12 protein-coding genes and 1 pseudogene are annotated in these 16389 nt (G+C 62.7%); 8 read left to right on the plus strand and 5 right to left on the minus strand.

Going from position 1 to position 16389, the window contains the following annotated elements; translation table 11 throughout:
• Positions 1 to 35 precede the first annotated feature (35 nt).
• Entirely contained in the window at positions 36 to 1487 is a 1452-nt protein-coding gene (locus tag CABTHER_RS14730) for a circularly permuted type 2 ATP-grasp protein (RefSeq protein WP_014101474.1), read from the plus strand.
• Between the two features lie 50 nt (positions 1488 to 1537).
• On the opposite strand, the pseudogene CABTHER_RS17550 reads toward CABTHER_RS14730, so the two are convergent.
• A pseudogene (locus CABTHER_RS17550) lies at positions 1538 to 2647 on the minus strand (CofH family radical SAM protein); the annotation flags it as partial.
• A 74-nt stretch (positions 2648 to 2721) separates the two neighbouring features.
• Between CABTHER_RS17550 and CABTHER_RS14740 the strand changes: the two are divergent.
• Together CABTHER_RS14740 and CABTHER_RS14745 are read left to right on the plus strand one after the other, a co-directional pair.
• Complete coding sequence (locus CABTHER_RS14740) at positions 2722 to 3420, plus strand: WG repeat-containing protein (RefSeq protein WP_049787551.1); 699 nt, start codon at positions 2722 to 2724, stop codon at positions 3418 to 3420.
• 27 nt (positions 3421 to 3447) lie between these two features.
• On the plus strand, positions 3448 to 4365 hold the full coding sequence (locus CABTHER_RS14745) for a hypothetical protein (RefSeq protein ID WP_014101479.1): 918 nt from the start codon (positions 3448 to 3450) through the stop codon (positions 4363 to 4365).
• Positions 4366 to 4377: 12 nt separating this feature from the next.
• On the opposite strand, the gene CABTHER_RS14750 is transcribed toward CABTHER_RS14745, so the two are convergent.
• Positions 4378 to 6207, minus strand: a complete 1830-nt coding sequence (locus CABTHER_RS14750; RefSeq protein ID WP_014101480.1) for a tetratricopeptide repeat protein — start codon at positions 6205 to 6207, stop codon at positions 4378 to 4380.
• A gap of 354 nt (positions 6208 to 6561) precedes the next feature.
• On the opposite strand from CABTHER_RS14750, the gene CABTHER_RS14755 reads away from it, so the two are divergent.
• The 4 genes from CABTHER_RS14755 (at position 6562) to hpnE (ending at position 10331) form a co-directional block, all read left to right on the plus strand.
• Complete coding sequence (locus tag CABTHER_RS14755) at positions 6562 to 7806, plus strand: acetate/propionate family kinase (protein ID WP_014101481.1); 1245 nt, start codon at positions 6562 to 6564, stop codon at positions 7804 to 7806.
• 306 nt (positions 7807 to 8112) lie between these two features.
• Positions 8113 to 8487 (plus strand): hypothetical protein, encoded by a 375-nt coding sequence (locus CABTHER_RS14760; protein ID WP_014101483.1) that lies wholly within the window; start codon positions 8113 to 8115, stop codon positions 8485 to 8487.
• Between the two features lie 20 nt (positions 8488 to 8507).
• The gene (locus tag CABTHER_RS14765) at positions 8508 to 8873 is read left to right on the plus strand and encodes a LysM peptidoglycan-binding domain-containing protein (RefSeq protein WP_014101484.1); all 366 of its coding nucleotides are present in this window, start codon (positions 8508 to 8510) and stop codon (positions 8871 to 8873) included.
• A 75-nt stretch (positions 8874 to 8948) separates the two neighbouring features.
• Positions 8949 to 10331 carry a hydroxysqualene dehydroxylase HpnE gene (hpnE, locus tag CABTHER_RS14770; RefSeq protein ID WP_041570035.1) on the plus strand — a complete coding sequence of 461 codons (1383 nt, stop codon included), beginning with the start codon at positions 8949 to 8951 and terminating at the stop codon, positions 10329 to 10331.
• A 271-nt stretch (positions 10332 to 10602) separates the two neighbouring features.
• Here the strand turns inward: hpnE and CABTHER_RS16325 are convergent, their stop codons facing one another.
• From CABTHER_RS16325 to CABTHER_RS17650, 3 genes are read right to left on the minus strand one after another with little or no spacing between them, the layout of a single operon-like run.
• Entirely contained in the window at positions 10603 to 13323 is a 2721-nt protein-coding gene (locus CABTHER_RS16325; protein WP_014101487.1) for a serine/threonine-protein kinase, read from the minus strand.
• Between the two features lie 44 nt (positions 13324 to 13367).
• Positions 13368 to 13724, minus strand: coding sequence for an ECF-type sigma factor (locus CABTHER_RS17645; protein ID WP_014101488.1), 357 nt, complete (start codon positions 13722 to 13724; stop codon positions 13368 to 13370).
• A 34-nt stretch (positions 13725 to 13758) separates the two neighbouring features.
• Positions 13759 to 13998 carry an ECF-type sigma factor gene (locus CABTHER_RS17650; RefSeq protein ID WP_014101489.1) on the minus strand — a complete coding sequence of 80 codons (240 nt, stop codon included), beginning with the start codon at positions 13996 to 13998 and terminating at the stop codon, positions 13759 to 13761.
• A 369-nt stretch (positions 13999 to 14367) separates the two neighbouring features.
• On the opposite strand from CABTHER_RS17650, the gene CABTHER_RS17160 reads away from it, so the two are divergent.
• Entirely contained in the window at positions 14368 to 16359 is a 1992-nt protein-coding gene (locus CABTHER_RS17160; RefSeq protein ID WP_049787552.1) for a LysM peptidoglycan-binding domain-containing protein, read from the plus strand.
• Positions 16360 to 16389 lie beyond the last annotated feature (30 nt).

Below are 16389 nucleotides of genomic sequence, written 5' to 3' on the forward strand. Positions count from 1 at the left end.
CTGGACGGCGCGCCCGGCACGATCAGGTCACGGTCATGTTCGAGGACTACGATGTTGGCGACTTCTATGATGAAATGTTCCTGATGCCGGGTGTGCCGCGCCCGGAAGCGGCCTTCCTCATGCAAACGCTGTCCCTGCTACGCGATGAGGAAATCCTCCGGCGGCAGGCCACGGCCGAGCAGTCCCTGCTGCACCTGGGCATCACCTTCAACGTCTATGGCAGCCCGGACGGCGTCGAGAAAATCTTTCCCTTCGACCTCATTCCCCGTGTCATTGCCGCCCGTGAATGGGCCTGGATTGAAGCCGGTCTCCAGCAGCGGATTCGGGCGCTCAATGCCTTCATTGCCGATGTGTACGGCGAACAGCGGATTCTGCGCGATGGCGTCATCCCCTCTGACCTTGTCCTCACCAATCCGGCGTATCTCGAGGCCTGCCGTGGCTTGCGTCCGCCGCACGACATCTGGTGCCACATCACGGGCACCGATCTGGTCCGCGACCGCGACGGGCAAATCTACGTCCTGGAAGACAACCTGCGCTGTCCGTCGGGTGTGTCGTATGTGCTCGGCAACCGCTCGGTGATGAAGTACACCCTGCCGCAGCTCTTTGAAGCGGCCACGATTCGCCCGGTTTCAACCTACCCCAGCAAGCTGCTTGAAACGCTCAAGCGGCTGGCACCGGAGCACATCCTTGACCCAACTGTGGTCGTACTGACGCCGGGTGTGGCGAACTCGGCCTACTTCGAGCATTCCTTCCTGGCGCAGCAAATGGGTGTCGAACTGGTGGAAGGACGCGACCTTGTGGTGGACGGCGGACTGGTCAAGATGCGGACGACCCGCGGCCTCAAGCCGGTGGATGTCATTTACCGCCGGATTGACGATACGTTTCTCGATCCCGAAACCTTCCGCCCGGATTCCCTGCTGGGCGTCCCGGGCCTGATGCAGGTCTATCGGTCCGGCCGGGTCGCACTGGCGAATGCCCCCGGTACGGGCGTCGCCGACGACAAAGCCATCTACGCCTACGTTCCCGACATCATCCGCTATTACCTGTCCGAAACGCCGATCCTGCCAAACGTGCCGACCTACCTGTGCCGCGACCCGGAAGCGCGGGCTTACGTTCTCGATCATCTGGAGCAGCTTGTGGTCAAAACGACCGGCGGCTCAGGCGGGTACGGCATGCTGGTCGGCCCGACTTCGACGGCGCTGGAACGCGATGCCTTCCGGGAACGCATCCTGGCGCGGCCGGAGGAGTACATTGCCCAGCCGGCGCTGCGCCTGTCGCGCGTCCCAACGATTGTCGGCGACCGCATCGAGGGGCGCCATGTGGACCTGCGCCCGTACATCCTCTATGGCGAAGACATCTTCGTGCTGCCCGGCGGACTGACGCGCGTGGCGCTGCGCCGTGGCTCGCTGGTGGTCAACTCCTCACAGGGCGGCGGCAGCAAAGACACCTGGGTGCTGGCCGATGACCACGACCTGACCCGGCCGTAGGTGGTTGTCCGCTGAACCGGCTCCAGCCCCAGCGCAGCAATGGTTGCAGCCAGGCGTTCGGCCGGGACGTATGCGCCAAACCGCGATCCGGCGCGGTTGGAAATTTCCTCTTCAAGCAACGTGCCGCCCAAGTCATCTGCGCCACAGAGCAGACTGCGCTGGGCCAGCGCCAGCCCCCGTTTGACCCATCCGAGTTGCAGATGCATGAGATCGCATCCGAAGAACAGCCGGGCCACTGCCAACACAAGCAGCACTTCTTCGTCGTCAATTTCACGGCGACCCACGGCGCGCCCCAGGGGTGATTTGGCGGCAATGAACGGCAGCGGGATGAACTCCGTCAAACCGCCGGTCTCGCGCTGCAACCGGCGCAGGGTATCCAAGTGCGCCACCCGGTCGTCCAGCGACTCGATGTGCCCAAACAGCATGGTGGATGTCGTGCGTGTGCCGGCCCGGTGCGCCGCCCGGACGATTTCCAGCCAGCGCGCCCCGCTGATTTTCTCCGGGCAGATTCTATGGCGCGTCGGTTCGACGAGGATTTCGGCGGCCGTCCCGCAGAGCGTGCCCTGCCCGGCCTCGCGCAGGGCATCAAAAATCCGGCCCAGCGTCCAGCCGCTCCGCTGCTGGATGAAGTCAATTTCCTGCGGCGAATAGGCGTGCAGGTGCACGTCCGGGCACGTCTGTTTGAGCGCACGCAGCAGGTCAAAGTAGTAGCTGACCGGAAGGGCCGGGTTGAGTCCACCCTGAATCGTCACTTCAGTAATGGAGTACTCCTGGCGATACCACACAACCTTCTCCACGGCGGCGTCAATGCTGTGGGCATAGGCTTCGCGGGCGTCAGCTTCGCGGCGAAAGGCGCAGAAGGTGCAGTGCAGGGCGCAGATGTTGGTGAAGTTGAGGTTCAGATTGACGACGTATGTCGCACGCGGCCCCACAAGCGCCTGCTTGCACGCCTGCGCGGCCGCAAAAATGTCCTGCCGCGCCGCCGAATCCGTCGTCCCCAGCAACAACCGGGCTTCCGGCGGTGTCAGCGGTTCAAAGCGGGTGGCTCTTTCCAGAACGGCGGCCAAAGTTGTCATAGCGGTCGTGGAGTCTGCCACGTTGCCCCAAGGGTCACAAGCGTGGCTGGATTTCGTATCTTTCCTGTTTCTGTGACTTCCCATCCAAAAACATCCGCTTTATAGTGGGCAGCCGGCGAATGATAACCAACATACGTCTCTGGTGAGGTCTTTGTCCCATGCATCACTTCCTGCATCGTTTGATGACATTGGTCATTCTCATCGGGCTGCCGGCAATGGCCGCCACGGCACAGGAAAAACCCCGTTCCCCCAAAGCTGCCGCCGCAAGAGCGGCTTCGGAACAGAAAACGACGCCAACGTCATCCACGGAAGACATGCTCTACTGGATTCGGGAAGACGGCAAATTTGGCTACATTGACAACACCGGCAAGGTCGTCATTCCCGTCCAGTACGAAAACACCTTTGGCTTCCGGGAAGGGCTGGCCGGAGTACGCATCAACGGCAAGCACGGCTACATTGACCGCACGGGCAGGCTCGTCATTCCAGCCATCTTTGACAGCACCTATGCCTTCCGGGAAGGGCTGGCGTGGGTCAAACAGGACGGCAAGTACGGTTACATTGACAAAACCGGCAAGATGGTCATTCCACCGCAGTTTGACGATGCCGAAGACTTTTCCGAGGGACTGGCCGCGGTCAAAGTCGGCAATCTCTACGGCTACATTGACCGCACCGGCAAAATGGTCATTCCCCCCCAGTTTTCCCACACGCACCGCTTCATGGGCGGGGTGGCGCAGGTCGTGGTGGACAAGCGGACGGCCTACATTGACCGCACCGGGCGCGTGCTCTGGGTTCAGAAGGACAGTCCCAAAGAAAGCTCCAGGGAAGGCCACGAAGGCGGAAAGCCGCACAAGCACTGACCCGGCTTCGCCAACTGGTTCCGCTCCATGCTCCTGAACCGTTCTGACTGCTTTCCGCACCGCACCTGGCTATGCGTAGCGCTGGCACTGCTGCTGGCGTCGTTCGGCGCGTGGCCAGCCCCCAGCACGGCCCGCGCTCAGGAACATCAACAGGGCTTTCAGGCCCAATCCCGCACCCAAGAAGCGGCCGCGTGGGCCGACTGTTTTTCGCTGGACGGCCTGCTGCCGGAACAACGCGCCCGCGCCGAGGCTTTGTTTCTGGCCATGCTGGATTCCGAAGCCCTGTACACCATTGCCGCCGATCTCAAGCCGATGAGCAGTGGCTACGTACGCTTTCAGTTCGAGGTTGCCAAGCCGGAACTGGCCGACATCGAGACAACGCGCGCCCTGCTGGCCCGTTTCCGGTGCGGCGACCGCTTTTATGCCGATGTGCTCACCTTTGCGGCCGTGTATGACGGGAAGCGCTATGCTGAAGGTGTGGTCTTCAACCGCGCGGCTCTGGAGCGGGCCATCCGGGCCCATCCGACCTATTTTGCCTCTTTCGGGTTGACGCCCAACGCGCACCCGATGGCCGTTGTACACACCGTTGAGCAGGCGGAGCCGGCCGCCCGCTGGCGGGGCTACGGCTATCTTTTCGGCTATCCCGACGCCGCCGTGGATTTCTTCGTCACGGCCGGAACCTCTCAGGCGGAAACCGGCAAGTTCGTCGAACGGGATTTCCGGCACATCCCGACCCAGACGCGGGCTACCGGCGGATTTACCTGGGCGGTTCCCAGAGGAAGCGCGGAAACCGACGAGGAAAAACACCTGCGCACCCGGGCGCTGGCGGTACTGGAAGACTACCGCGCGCGCCGCGCCCGACTCATCGGTGAAGGCAAACCCGGTGTTGTGGCCCTGCTGCGGGAGTTGACGGCCCAACCGGCGTGGAAAGCTGCCGCCCCGTAGAGCCGGCAGCCACTAGCGGCCGCCGGCAGCGCGGATGGCGTTGACGATTTCGATGTCGCCGTTGCGCACGGCCAGCGTGTAGGCCGTCATCCCGGTGCGACTGCGCACATTGACGTTGGGACGCCGGGCCAGAATCGCCCGTACGGCCGCCCGGTGGCCCCGGTCAGCGGCGTGCATCAGCGCCGTCATCCCTTCTTCATCCTGCGCATCAACCCCGATGCCACCCCGACTGAGCAGCGCCGTCACACACTCGATGTTGCCGGTGCGCGCGGCATACATGAGCGCCGTTCGTCCCTGGCTGTCCACCGCGCTGACATCGGCCTGCGCCTGCAACAATGCCTGGACAATCCGCCCGTAGCCACTATCGGCCGCGATCATCAGTGCCGTCATGCCGTTGGCTGCCACCACGTTGGGCGACATCCCCTGCTGAAGCATCTGCCGCACGCGCGCTTCGTTGCCGTCCCGAATCGCCCGCAGAAAAGCCAATGCCTGAGTGTTCCCGATGCTTGATACCATGCCGGCAGATGAGCCACCGGTGGTCATCCCGCCGCCCGGCAGCGGGTCCGGATCGGTTGGGGCGGGGTTCGGGCGCGGCGTGGAACGCCCCGGACGTGCCGGCTGGTCATCCGGCAGTGGCTCGGTATCCTGGCCGGGAGGCATCCCGGTTACAACCCGCCGTGGACGCCCACGCCGCCCGGCAGAGTCGTCCGGCGGTTCGGCGCGGTCATCCGGCGGTTGGCGGCGTGGTGGAGCGGTCTGGGGCGGTGGTGTGGCCGCCTCAAGCTGTGCGGCCACATCTTCGGCAGCCTTGCCGTACACGGTCTTCTGCCCGACATCGAGCGTGAAGCACTGCCTGAAATCAGCATCGGCGGCTTCCAGTTGCCCCATCTCACGGTGCGTCATGGCGCGGTAGCAAAAGACCTTGCCCGTGTTGGGGTCAAGTTCCAGTGCGCGGTCAAAATCCGCTTTCGCCAGTGCATAGTCCTTGACCTGATAGCGCGCAAAACCGCGTCCGACGTAACCGCGTGCGTTGTTGGGATCGAGCCGCACGAGTTCGTCGAAGTCCTTTACTGCCTGGTCGAAGCGTTTGAGTTCGATATGGGCCTGGCCACGGTAGGCCAGCATGTCCTGATTGTTCGGTTCGGTGCGCAGGACCACGTCGAAATCGGCAATGGCGCGTTCAAACTGCCCCTGCACGTAGAGCGCCACGCCCCGCGCCGTCCGCGCCCGGACATTGTTCGGGTCCAACAGCAACGCCTGCTCATAATCCGACAGGGCGCGTTTGCTGTCGCGTTTGGCCTCGTAAGCCCGTCCCCGATAGACAAACCAGAGCGCTTCACGGGGGCTGGCCTTGATGGCGGCATCAAAGTCACGGATGGCCTCGTCGTACTGCTCCAGCCCGAAATAGCACAGGCCGCGGTAGCCGATATTGGACTGGGACTTGGGATCGAGCTTGAACACCTCGGTGTAGTCCTTGACGGCATCGGCGTACTGGCCGAGTTCATAGAGCGTCAGGGCGCGCAGCTCATAGGCTTTGGCGTAGTTGGGGCGTAACTGGATGGCGCGGTCGAAATCCCGGCGCGCTTCTTCGCGCCGTCCGGTGGCACGGTAGGCGAATCCGCGCCAGTTGTAGGCTTCCGGGAAGTCTGCCTTCCGCTCGATGGCCTGGGTGTACAACTGGATGGCTTCTTCGTACTTTCCGGCCGACAGCGCCTGGGTGGCCTGGTTGTAGGCCGCAAGGGCATCCGGTGCGGCCGCCCCCTGAGCGCCGGGGAGGGACGGGAAGGCAACGGCCGGAGCGCCGAGCCACAGGGTCATGCAAAGCAGGATCAGGGCACGCATGGGATGGTTTCCTCGTCGCTTGTCGCCGCTTTTCTTTGTCGCCGCTTTCGGGACTGTCGTTCGGTGAAGGTCGGTGACACACAGGTACGTGGACGTGCCTGCGCGGGCAGACGTTGCCTTCAATCCTACTTGAAAAACAGAATGGCAACGAGGGGTTGCTATGGGCACCCCCCAACGACACCGCGCAGGAAGCCACCCACCACGGGCCATGCACCAAAGCGACCGTTATGTTCCCGCCTCCGGTTGGAGAACAGCGACTTTGGAAGGCAACCGTCCAGTCTGCCAGGCGGCGCCGGTCATACTGCACGTTCTGACATCTTCCTCTGACAGACTCCTTCCGAAGGGCCTGGAACTATGAACATTCTCGTTCTCAACTGCGGCAGTTCGTCGGTCAAGTTTCAAATCATCGCCACCGACGTGGACGCCATCGAGCACAACGCCGACCGCCGGCTGGCCTCCGGCATCATCGAACGCATCGGCGGCGAGGCCGTGCTGACCTTCCGCGTGGACGGCAAGGTTTCACGCCAAACCGCCCCGGTCCGCGACCATCGCCAGGCTGTCGAACAAATCCTGCGCTGGGCCTGTTCCGGCGAATCAGGGATTGCGGAAGTCCAGAGCGTTGCGGACATCCACGCCATCGGCCACCGGGTGGTTCACGGCGGCGAATGCTTTACCCACTCGACGCTCATCACGGATGAGGTCATCCGTGGCATCGAGGCCTGCATTGATCTGGCGCCACTGCACAACCCGGCCAATCTGAAGGGCATTCGGGCCGGGGCGGAAGTGTTCGGTCCTGGTTTTCCCCAGGTGGCCGTCTTTGACACAGCCTTTCATCAAACCCTGAACGAAGTGGCCTATCTCTATGCCCTGCCCTACCAGCTTTATCGGCGGCACAGGCTGCGGCGGTATGGTTTCCATGGAACTTCCTTTCGCTATGTGGCCTATCGTTACCGCCAACTGACTGGGAAATCACGAGAAGAAACCAACATTGTCGCGCTCCATCTGGGCAATGGGTGTTCTGCCTGTGCCATCAGGGCCGGGGCGTCAGTGGACACCTCCATGGGCTACACGCCGCTTGAAGGGCTGATGATGGGCACCCGTGCCGGCGACATTGACCCCTCGATTGTGGATTTCCTTGAAATGAAAGAAGGTTTCACGGCGCGGGAAATCGAGGCGCTGCTCAACAAACAGTCGGGGTTGCTGGGTGTTTCCGGGCTGACCAACGATATGCGCGACCTGCTCGATGAAATCCACGAGCATGACGACCGCCGCGCCAAACTGGCGGTGGCAATGTTCTGCTACCGGGCCAGGAAGTACATCGGAGCCTACCTGGCTGCAATGGGCGGCGCAGATGCCGTCGTTTTTACCGGTGGCATCGGGGAAAATGCGGCTGAAGTCCGCACACGCATCTGTGAGGGGCTGGAGTGGTTTGGTCTCGAACTCGACCCGGCGCAAAACCAGGCGCTCGTGAACCGCAGGGAAGGCGTCATCAGCCGCGAAGGCAGCCGTCTGGCGGCCTATGTCATCCCGACCGATGAAGAGTTGCTCATTGCCCGCGACACGGCGCGCTGTGTGGCGGGCGTCCCGAATCCCTACTGAACCACAGTCATGACACGCCATCCGCTCCGCCAGACTGACTTCCTCATGCGGAGCTGCAGAGCCGTGGAGAATCACCTCTCCGAAGCTCCGCGTGAGGAGGTAAGGGTTGGGAAGGCGAATGGGGCGGACTTTGATGAGTTTTTGGTTCCGACCTGAGTGGCTTCCATACAGCAAACCCAAGAAGATTGAGCCCCTCTCTCCTCATACCATTCCCTACCTTCTCTCCCCGGCGCTAGGCAAAGTCTGACAGCCATGCTAGCGTGCGCCCGCTTTACCTCATCACTGCCTCAGGAGCCAGCAGAACCCATGCTTATTCGTCGCCATTCAGGACTGGCAACCGCCACACTCGGGCTGGTTGTTGCCGCCGGATTGGTGCTGTCCAGCGGTTGCTCTTCCGAAGAGAAGAAACCGGAAGCACCACCACCGACGCAACAAAAGGCCCCGGAACCGCCACCCCCTGCACCAGAACCGCCAAAACCATCTCCCGAAGACATCCAGCTCCAAAGCGCCATTGAGGCTGCCCTGCAAAAGGCAAAAATTACGGGCGTGACCGTCACCGTCATGAATGGTGAGGCGACGGTCAAGGGCACCGTACCAAAGGGCAAAAAGGCACAGGCGTTGGCCGCCGTCGGTTCGGCCAAGCCAAAAAAAGTCATTTCCGACGGGCTGACTGAACAATAAGGGATCAAGGAGGGCACATCATGTCTGCAACGGAAAAATACCGCGCGCTGATTGATATGGCACACCGGCACGGCGTCGCCAATTTCTCGGCTTCGGAGGAAAATGGCGTCCTGACGCTTTCCGGCTCAACAACTGACGCCGTCCAGCAGGAAATGCTCAAGGCCTGGCAGATCATTGACCCTTCCCTGAGTGCGGGCGATCTGGTGTTTGCCATCACGGCCGACGGTCAGGGCAGCGGACAGACCTACACGGTCAAGCCCGGCGACACGCTGAGCAGGATTGCCGCACAGTACGGGACGACCTGGCAAAACATTTATGAGCACAACCGCGATACCATCAAAAATCCCGATCTGATCTATCCCGGACAGGTCATTCGGATTCCCTGAGCAGAGACGTTTACCGCTTGAACGTGGGCAGGGCGCGCTCCGCAATGTGGCGCGCCTTTTTCCTGCAACATGGTGATGCGACCATTTCACTGCATTGTCATTGGCGGGGGTTTTGCCGGTTTGAGCGCCGCGACGGCGCTGGCGGAACGGGGCGTGCGCGTCACGGTACTGGAGCGCCGCCCACGACTGGGCGGCCGCGCCTATTCGTTCCGGGATGAAGTGACCGGCGACACCGTGGACAACGGGCAGCACCTGATGATGGGCTGCTATCACGAAACGCTGCGCTTTCTGGAACGCATTGGCAGCCGCCACCTGGTACGCACCTTTGACGCCCCACGGGTGGACTTCCTTGCGCCGGAAGGCGCGGCGTCGTTCCGGTGCCCGCCGCTTCCGGCGCCGCTGCACCTGTTGGGCGGGTTGCTCGGACTGGGCGGGCTGTCGCTGCGTGACAAGCTCGGACTGCTGCGGCTGGGGTGGAACCTGTACCGCCACAAACACCACTACCGGACGCGCCTGGCCGATCTCACCGCAGCCGAGTGGCTGGACGACTGCGGACAGTCGGCGCGCATGCGAAGACGCTTCTGGGACCCGCTCATCATGGCCACACTCAATGAAACCCCGGAACGGGCGGCCGCCGTCCTGCTGATGCGGGTGCTCCAGCAGGGCTTCGGAGGCAGCTTTGAGGATGCCAGGCTGGCCGTCTCGACGGTGGGTTTGAGTGAACTCTACACGGGGCAGGCGCAGCGTTTTATCGAGGCGCGGGGCGGCAGCGTACGCTGCCAGGCCACCGTCAAAACCCTTGCCGTCGAGCAGGGGCGCTTCCGGGGCGTCATTCTGGCCAACGGTGAAATGTTGCCCGGCGATGCCTGCATCAGTACGGCCCCCTACCACGATGTCGCCCGGTACGCCGGGACACTCATTCCGGCCGCCGCGCAGTTGACCAGTTCACCCATCGTTTCGGTCAACCTGTGGTTTGACCGTCCGGTGCTGGAAGCGCCATTCGTCGGACTGCTGGGCACAACCATGCAGTGGGCTTTCGACAAACGCGCGCTGACGACGCCGGTTTCACCTTACTATCACGTTTCGCTCGTCATCAGCGCCGCCCGCGAAACGGCGCAATTGCCATCTAAAGCCTTGATTGATTTGGCTTTATCCGATCTCAACCGGGTTATGTCAAAGGTCAATACGGCACGTCTTGTGCACGCGCGGGTCATCAAGGAACAGCACGCCACCTTTGCGGCGACCCCGGCGGCCGAAAAACTCCGCCCGGCGCACGAAACCGGTATCGCCGGGCTGTACCTGGCCGGTGACTGGACGGATACCGGGCTGCCGGCCACCATCGAGAGTGCCGTCGCCAGCGGCCATGCCTGTGCCGAGCGGGTTTGGGCGGCGTGTGCTGTCACGTCTCCCGAAGGGTTCAGTCTGCCGGCGCACCGGGCAGCAGTTTCTGCCGGCTGAACCGGCGGGTGATACCAGACAAAGCACACAGGGTGGTGTTCCGGGCAGTTTCCGGTTTTCGACGCGGTCTTCAACGGGACATTGCCGTACTAGGGCGTGTCCTGTAGCAGCGCCCGTGTGATTTCTGCGTACGTCTGGCGGTAACGGTTGGCTCCGGCTTCATCTCCAACCTGTTCCAGGGCCTTGATGAACAAGGGCTGGATGCTTTCTTTCCCTGGTGCGTCAGATGCTGCCAGAGTGCGCAGCAGCGTCAGCGCCCGGTGGGGATTGGTCAGCCCCAGCGACGTATCGAGTACAGATCAGCCGCCGTTCCAAGGACCGCGGGCGATGCCCCTTCGGTCCCGGACTGCGCCAGCCACTGCGCCAACCGGGCTTTGGCCGCCAGGGACGCGCCGGGATTGCCCAGGCGTCGGTAGGCTTCCACGAGCGTGCGCCAATACCGCACCCGCTGGAGGTCATCCGGCAGGTTGGGGATGATGGCTTCCAGCCGTTGGACCGCCTGCCAGCCGACAGCCAACGCATCGCACTGCACGGCCAATCTTGCCAGGTTGAGGGGCACTTCCGCCTGAAGCCCCTGAGCTTCCGTTGCCACAGAACCGACTTCCTGCAATTTTTGCCGATAGGCTTCGATACGCTGCCACTGCGCGAGAGCTTCCGCCGGATGGCCTGCGTCTTCTTCCATATTGGCAAAGCGGCTCAGCAGAGAAACGATGTCCAGCAGCAGTTCGCGGTTCGTGGGGTCTTCCGATGCCAAAGCCTCAAACTGCCGGAAGACCGTCTCAAACTGCCTTCGTGAGACAGCAAATTGCCTGAGCCGGCCGTTGATCTCGGCTTCATCCACCAGGCTGTCCAGAACCGAGCGCCGGAGTTCAACCGAGGTCGGTTGCGAAGCCAACAGTTTTTGGCGCAGGGCCAGCGCGCGTTGATGGAGGCCCCATGCCCGCTGGTACACGCGCTGCGCTTCAGCCGGCAGCCCGGAGTGCCTGAGAAACGTCCCCAGGTTGAGCAGGCAATACACTTTGCGCTGAAGAACACCGGCCAGCTTCCGCTCACAGGCCAGCGTGGCGGCGGGTCCCGTGGCCACCGGTTCGAGCAGGCGGTAAGCTCTGGCAAAGTGCTTCAGGGCATCTATGGCGTTGCCCTGCATGTGATACCAGTCACCATTGGCAATGGCCAGCGTCGCCGTGAGATAGCGGACTTCGGGATGCTCCGGGTGGAGTCTGGTCAAGCGCTCGCGGAGCGTTGCTGCCCGGTCGAGATGGAAACGGGCGGCAGTGAAGTCCCGGTTGCGATACAGCACCAGCTCACCGAGCCGCTCATAGCTGATGCTCAGGTCACGCAGGCACTCAAAGTCATTTCCCTGCAACTGGCAGGCTTTCTCCAGCCACTGGCGTCCGGTTTCGTAACTTTTCAGCGCACCGGGCACGTCGCCGAGGTTGGCGGCGTAGGGGCGCCCCTGAACCTCACCCACGCGGATGTAGGCGCGTCCCAGTTCGCGCTGAAATTTTGGATCGGAACTGGCCTGTTGTCCCAGCCGGTCAAGGTAGATCAGCGTCTGCTGTACCAGCACCTCACGGGCGGAAGTCGAACCGGGCAGGCGCTCGATGGCGTCGTGCAGCTCAAAGATGTTCGAGCGCGCCAGCGACCACGTTTCCTGAAACTGCCGTTTGGCCTGCTCCTCGGCCAGCGCGGACAGATGGGCCTGCCGGAGTGAAATGACGGTGGTGACGGCCAGCGCGGTGATGAACACCAGCGTGAGGCCGGCTGTGACCCGGTGGCGATGCAGGAATTTCCGCAGCCGGTAGCGCGCTGACGCACCGCGCGCCAGCACGGGCCATCCCTGCAGATAGTGCTCGATGTCGGCGGCCAACTGTTCCGCTGAGGCGTACCGCGCCGGTGGGTCCTTGTGCATGGCCCGCATGACGATGGCATCCAGGTCGCCGGCCAGTTCCCGGCTGGACGCCGGCCGGACCTCGGCTGGTGAACCGGACGGTTTCAGCATCTTCTCCGGCTGCCGCACCGCCACGCTGGGCGGCGGCGGCTCGACCTGTTGAATGAGGTACTCCAACGATGGCTTTCCTTCGCTGACCTTCTCGACATGAAAGGGCAGGCAGCCGGTGAGCAGCTCATACAGCAGGACGCCCAGCGCATAGACATCCGTCGCCGTGGTCACAGCTTCCCCGCGCACCTGTTCGGGGCTGGCATAAGGGACGGTCATCGCCCGCTGGCGGGTGACAGTGTGGGCTTCGGCTGTGGAGGTCTGCTCGTCCAGCAGCTTGGCAATGCCAAAATCAATGAGCTTCGGTATGCCGTCCTCCGTCACGAGGATGTTGCCCGGCTTGAGATCGCGGTGGATGACCAGATTCTGATGGGCGTAATGCACGGCCTGGCACACCGACTGGAACATTTCCAACCGTTGCCGCGTCGTGAGCTGTCGCTGCTGGCAGTAGGCGGTAATGGGCACGCCCGGTACGTACTCCATGACGAAAAAGGGCAGCCCGTTCCGGGTTGTTCCGCCGTCCAGCAGGCGCGCAATGTTCGGATGTTCGAGGCGGGCGAGAATGGCCCGTTCGGTTCGCAGACGGCGCTGCAAAAAGTCGCGGTTGAAGGCGTACTGGTGTCCGATTTTGATGGCGACCCGTTGTTCAAAATCCAGGTCATCCCGCACGGCGAGATAGACGGTTCCCATGCCCCCGGTGCCGAGTTCGTGGAGAATGCGGTAGGGACCAACCTTATCTTCGAGAACCGACGTGGTTTGCCTGGCGGCCAGGGCGCGGAGAGCATGGTCAACCAGCGGTGAAGAGCCAAAGTTCCACGAAGCCTCATCCGCCTCGTAGGCCGTAAGCAACTCCAACACTTCCCGGCACAGGCTCGGATACCCGCCACAGGCCGTTTGCACAAACTCACGGCGGGCCGCCGGAGGCAGTTCTATCGCCTGGCGCAGGATTTCGTTGACCTGCGCCCAGCGATCAGCAGACAAGTCGGTGGCCATGGGGGGATGACCTCCTGCTTCTGTTTTTGGGAAAACCTGACGAATCAGGCCGCCGTCGGGCAGCCCGCGGCTTCAGCGTCAGAACCCGGCGTACTGACGGACAGGAAACGCCGTAACCAGGCCCGGGCCAGTGCCAACTCCCGATTAACGGTGCGCAGTGACACTCCCAGCGCCTCGGCAATTTCCAAGTTGGTCAGCCCGCCAAAGGCATGCAGTTCAAGTACCTGCCCCAGTTTTGGGTCATGGGCTTCGAGGCGGAGCAGGGCCTCGTGCAGGGCCAGAATGTCCGCGCTTGGCAGTCCGGCCACTGCCGGTATCTCCTGAAGCGATACCAGACGGCAGTCCGCGCCACGCTTGGCCGCTTTGGCACTACGGGCATAGTCCACCAGAATGTGACGCATGATCCGACTGGCCAGACCGAAAAACAGCCGTCGGTTAGATAAGGTTCAGGTGCTTGTACTTGGCCAGTTGCAGGTAGGTTTCGTGAACGAGCGCCGTGGTTTGCAGGGTATGCAGTCCCTGTTCGCGCCGCATGTGAGCGTGCGCCAGACGGTGCAACTCAGCATAGACATCTTCCACAAGTTGATTGATGCCAGCCTGGTTGCTGTCCGGCGGAGAAACATCCCCTTCGACGAAGGTCGTGGTGGAGGCAAGGCAGGCAAGGGAGTCCGGCATAGAGGGGGAGCCTCGTTTCTTCAGTAGCATTCCCGAAACTTCGCACACAGGCCGCAGCTTCCCGTTGCTTTCCTTTCGTCATAGAGCAGGAGCCAGCCGGCCGTCCCCAAGTGCCAACACAACCTGGTCAGTCGTTCAGCTTCAAGAGGAGCACACTTCACAAGTACATCACTCACGCCGGTTTTTCTAGCAGCATTCATCAAAAGCGACGCCGGAAGCGAAGGCTTGTTGGAGAACATCAGCATGTTTTTCGGCAACATGGATGCAACATCTGCCGAAGCCACCCGATAACCTGGTTGCCAGGTCAGAAGGTCATGAATGTGGCCGCAATCCCTGGAATCCCGACCCCGGAAAAGAGAGGCTCGCGCTATGTCTGTTCGTACCCGGCAGGTTTCCTCGCCACCTCCCGTCTCGCGTCAAACCACAACCCCGGCAACAACGGCACGCCGTCAGACGACCAGCGCTGCCACGGCCACACCCCAGGAAGCCGCCACACGCCGGGCAGAACTTTCCACCGCCGGCGCCATGACGCGCGCGCGGCTGACTTCGGGCCTCATCTACGACGGCACACGCCCGGCACCCGGGACGACGAACACCAATGCCGCGCGCCCGATTGATGCGCCGCTCAAAGGCGATCCCAACCACCGGACACCGGAGACCTACAACAACGTCATCAACCAGTTTGCCGTGGCGCACAACCCGCGCTACGCCATCCGTGACTCCAGCGGCGACGGCATCAAGGACACGTTCTGCAACATTTTTGTCTGGGATGTCACCCGCGCCATGGGCGCTGAAATTCCGCACTGGGTGGACAAACGGACCGGTCAGCCGACGACTGTTTACAACTACAGCCAGAGCCGTGAACTCGACGCCAATGCCACCATGGACTGGCTGCGTCAGCACGGCGCGCAGCACGGCTGGCGGCGGGTCAGCGCCGAAGAAGCCCAGCGATTGGCCAATGAGGGACACCCGACGATGGTCGGGTGGAAGAACCCAGGCGGGATTGGCCACGTGGCCATCGTGCGTCCGGGCAACATCAACGAGCGCGGCCCGGCCATTGCGCAGGCCGGTTCGACCAATGTCAACTACGCCCACGTACGCGACACCTTCGGAAGCCGGCCGGTTGAATACTGGGTCAATGACCGGGGACGTGCAGCCGGCGGTTCATCGCCCGCCCCCACACCGACCCCGCAACCGCCAGCTCCAACGCCGCCACCGGCAACACCTCCCAGCACAACACCTCCGACAACCGGGCTGCCACAGGCCACACTGCGGCAGGGCGACCGGGGTGAAGCCGTCCGCGCGCTTCAGCAATCCCTCATCCGGCTTGGCTACATGACCGAAGCCGCCTACAACACCGGCCCTGGCGTTTTCGGTCCCCGGACGGATGCCGCCCTGCGCGCCTTCCAGCGGGATGCTGGCATCACCGTGGACGGCATTTACGGGCCACAGACCCGGCAGGCACTGACCCAGGCCCTGGCACGGGTGCAGGGTGGTGGCAGCACCTACACGGTACGCCCCGGCGATACGTTGTCCCAGATTGCGCAGCGGCACGGGACGACGGTGGATGAACTCGTCCGGCTCAACAACATCCGCAATCCCAACCTCATCTATCCCGGTCAGGAACTGCGCCTGCCGGCCCGGACGTACACGGTACGCCCCGGCGATACGCTATCCCAAATTGCACAGCGGCACGGGACAACGGTGGATGAACTCGTCCGGCTCAACAACATTCGCAATCCGAACCTCATCTATCCCGGTCAGGAACTGCGCCTGCCGCCGTCATCCAGCGCGCCAGCGCCAGCGCCGCGCCCGGCTCCAACACCAGCCCCCAATCCGGGCCCGCCGCCTTCCGGCGTGGGTGGGAGTGCACCCATCGGGCAGATTCCACGCACGGGCAATGCTTTCATTGATTCGATTGCGGCGGATGCCATCCGCAACCAGCGGGAGACCGGCGTGCCAGCTTCCGTCACCATTGCCCAGGCCATTCTGGAAAGCGGCTGGGGCCGCTCAGAGTTGTCCCGCCAGGCAAATAACTTTTTCGGTATCAAGGGCACGGGGCCGGCCGGCTCGGTGACGATGCGGACGCGCGAAGTCATCAACGGGCGTGACGTTTACGTGAACGCACAATTCCGCAAATACCACACGCCGCAGGAGTCGTTTGCTGACCACGCGCGGCTCTTCACCCAAAGCCCGCGCTACGCCGAAGCCATGCGGCACACGCACGATGCCTTCCGGTTTGCAGCGGAAATTCACCGCGCCGGGTATGCCACGGACCCGGAATACACGAACAAGCTGCACAGCCTCATGCGGCAGTACAATTTGACGCAGTTTGACGCGATTGCCCGCGGCCAATCCTAAGTTCCTGGCAACAGGCAGACGTGAGTCAAT

This window comes from Chloracidobacterium thermophilum B (assembly GCF_000226295.1).
GTDB classification, from domain to species: Bacteria; Acidobacteriota; Blastocatellia; order Chloracidobacteriales; family Chloracidobacteriaceae; genus Chloracidobacterium; species Chloracidobacterium thermophilum.

Bases quoted from the DNA above. Each gene is read 5' to 3' on its own strand.
- CABTHER_RS14745 (WP_014101479.1), top strand. From the start codon at position 3,448: ATGCTCCTGAACCGTTCTGACTGCTTTCCGCACCGCACCTGGCTATGC.
- CABTHER_RS14755 (WP_014101481.1), top strand. From the start codon at position 6,562: ATGAACATTCTCGTTCTCAACTGCGGCAGTTCGTCGGTCAAGTTTCAA.
- CABTHER_RS14765 (WP_014101484.1), top strand. From the start codon at position 8,508: ATGTCTGCAACGGAAAAATACCGCGCGCTGATTGATATGGCACACCGG.
- CABTHER_RS16325 (WP_014101487.1), bottom strand. From the start codon at position 13,323: ATGGCCACCGACTTGTCTGCTGATCGCTGGGCGCAGGTCAACGAAATC.
- hpnE (WP_041570035.1), top strand. From the start codon at position 8,949: ATGCGACCATTTCACTGCATTGTCATTGGCGGGGGTTTTGCCGGTTTG.
- CABTHER_RS14750 (WP_014101480.1), bottom strand. From the start codon at position 6,207: ATGCGTGCCCTGATCCTGCTTTGCATGACCCTGTGGCTCGGCGCTCCG.
- CABTHER_RS17645 (WP_014101488.1), bottom strand. From the start codon at position 13,724: ATGCGTCACATTCTGGTGGACTATGCCCGTAGTGCCAAAGCGGCCAAG.
- CABTHER_RS17160 (WP_049787552.1), top strand. From the start codon at position 14,368: ATGTCTGTTCGTACCCGGCAGGTTTCCTCGCCACCTCCCGTCTCGCGT.
- CABTHER_RS14730 (WP_014101474.1), top strand. From the start codon at position 36: ATGTTCGAGGACTACGATGTTGGCGACTTCTATGATGAAATGTTCCTG.
- CABTHER_RS17650 (WP_014101489.1), bottom strand. From the start codon at position 13,998: ATGCCGGACTCCCTTGCCTGCCTTGCCTCCACCACGACCTTCGTCGAA.
- CABTHER_RS14740 (WP_049787551.1), top strand. From the start codon at position 2,722: ATGCATCACTTCCTGCATCGTTTGATGACATTGGTCATTCTCATCGGG.
- CABTHER_RS14760 (WP_014101483.1), top strand. From the start codon at position 8,113: ATGCTTATTCGTCGCCATTCAGGACTGGCAACCGCCACACTCGGGCTG.